Source organism: Delftia sp. ZNC0008, assembly GCF_000799035.1.
GTDB classification, from domain to species: domain Bacteria; phylum Pseudomonadota; class Gammaproteobacteria; order Burkholderiales; family Burkholderiaceae_C; genus Comamonas; species Comamonas tsuruhatensis.
Genome location: NZ_JTKZ01000840.1, coordinates 1 through 2,054, shown reverse-complemented (window position 1 = coordinate 2,054; position 2,054 = coordinate 1). Strand labels below are relative to the sequence as shown.

Annotated in this window: 2 protein-coding genes; both read right to left on the bottom strand. The window is 67.5% G+C overall.

Features of this window, described 5'->3' with window-relative positions:
- Positions 1–50: 50 nt before the first annotated feature.
- Positions 51–968 (bottom strand): SMC-Scp complex subunit ScpB, encoded by a 918-nt coding sequence (scpB, locus tag L995_RS26850; protein WP_047474400.1) that lies wholly within the window; start codon positions 966–968, stop codon positions 51–53.
- 110 nt (positions 969–1,078) lie between these two features.
- Positions 1,079–2,054: RluA family pseudouridine synthase (locus tag L995_RS26845; RefSeq protein ID WP_047474398.1), on the bottom strand; the 976-nt coding region annotated here is incomplete at its 5' end.

The following is a 2,054-nucleotide window of genomic DNA, read 5'->3' as shown; positions in this document are numbered from 1 at the left end:
CTCGTCGGACGCCGGCTGGGCGTCCTGGTCCTTGGAGATATCACTACCCGTCATGGCTTTCCTTCTTCGGCCTGCAGTGCAGCGCCGTCCGTATCCGTTGTGTCTGTCGTATCCGCGGTGTCCGCTTTTTCCGCTGTGTCTGCGGTCTGCGCAGCTTCTGCGGCACTCGCGGCATCTGTCCCATCCGGTGTCTCAGCCTCGCCCGAGGGCGCCTCTGGCAAGAGAGCGGCAAGGGCGTCGTCTTCACCATCCTCGACCAGCTCCTGCAGCTCCGTCTCATCGGCCTGCAACGGCACCTGATCCAGCAATTCCTCGCCCACGTCCTGCGCGCCGATGACTGGCGGCACTTCGTCGGGACCCCAGCCTTCGGTCGGCGGGGCGTCACCGGCTGGCACACTCTCTTGCACCTCAGGCTCGCCCGACTCCTCCAGCGCCTTGAACAGGCTTTGCTGGGATTCGGGCTCCTCAAGCATGGGCAACTGGTCCAGCGACTGCAGGCCCAGGTCGTCCAGAAACTGGCGCGTGGTGGCAAACAAAGAGGGCCGGCCCACGGTTTCCCGGTGGCCAATCACCTCGATCCAGCCCCGGTCTTCCAGTTGCTTGATCAGCAGGCTGTTGACCGTCACACCACGTATGTCCTCGATATCACCGCGCGTCACCGGCTGACGGTAGGCGATGATGGCCAGCGTCTCCAGGGTCGCACGGGTGTAGCGTGGCGGCTTTTCGGGATGCAGCCGGTCCAGGTACACCCGCATCTCGGGCCGGCTCTGGAAGCGCCACCCGGACGCCACCTGTACCAGCTCCACGCCCTTTTGCGCCCAGTCCTTCTGCAGGTCCAGCAGCAGGTCCTTCAGCGTGTCGGAGCCCAGCACGTCATCGAACAGCGAGCGCAGCTCACGCAGCGTGACAGGCTGCGGCGCGCAGATCAATGCAGTTTCCAGGACCCGCTTGGCATCTACCGTATTCATGGCTCAGCGTCTCGGGAACAAAGGCGCGCGTGCCACCAGGGGTGGCAGCCAGGGTGCGCCGAATCAAAGAAGAGGAAGCAAGCGCTCCACAGATGCCATGCGAGAGATGGTCAGAGGCTTTCGGCGGGATTGTAGCTCAGCCCCCAATTTTCCAGCGCCTGCGCCATGTCGGCGGGCAGCGGCGCATGCAGCACCAGGGCCTGGCCCGTCATGGGATGGGTGAAGGCCAGCCGGAAGGCGTGCAGGGCCTGGCGCGTCATGCCGCCAGCGTCCTTGCCGCCGTAGACGGCATCGGCCACCAGCGGATGACCCAGAGAGGCCATGTGCACGCGGATCTGGTGGGTGCGGCCCGTATGCAGCGTGCAGCGCACCAGGCTGACCTCGTCGTTGCCGGCCAGCAGGTCGATGTCGGTGCGCGCGGTCTTGCCCGCATGCTGGGCCAGGTCGACCACGGCCATGCGCAGGCGGTTGCGCGGATCGCGGCCGATGGGCGCATCGACCTCGCGGTGCTTGCGCGGGCCCCAGGCCTTGTGGGCCAGCGCCAGGTACTGCCGGCTGACATCGCGTGCGGCGATCATGGCCACCAGCGCATCCATGGCGGCGCGGCTGCGCGCCACGACCATGAGGCCGCTGGTGTCCTTGTCCAGGCGATGGACGATGCCGGCGCGCGGCACCTCGCGCGCCTTGGGGTCGCGCCCCAGCAGGCCGTTGAGCAGGGTTCCCGTCCAGTTGCCGGGCGCCGGGTGCACGACCAGGCCAGCCGGCTTGTTGACGACTAGCAGGTGCTCGTCCTCATGCACCACGTCCAGCGCCATGTCCTCGGGCTGGAAGGCCATGCTCTGCTGCGTGGGCCACATCTCCAGCACCATGCGGTCGCCGGCCGCGACCTTGGCGGAAGGCTTGCCCAGCACACGCCCGTTGAGGGTGACCGCGCCCTGCGCAAGCAGCTGCTGCAGATAGCTGCGCGAGAACTCGGCCACGCATTCGGCCAGCACCTTGTCGGCGCGCAGGCCGTGCTGGGCGGGCGGCACGGTGATTTCGCGCAGCTCGGCGGTGGTGGCCTCGACCTCGCCACCTTCGGCGTCG

What these genes read in the sequence shown, in the direction of transcription:
- scpB (WP_047474400.1), bottom strand. Translation starts at nt 968, where the DNA reads ATGAATACGGTAGATGCCAAGCGGGTCCTGGAAACTGCATTGATCTGC.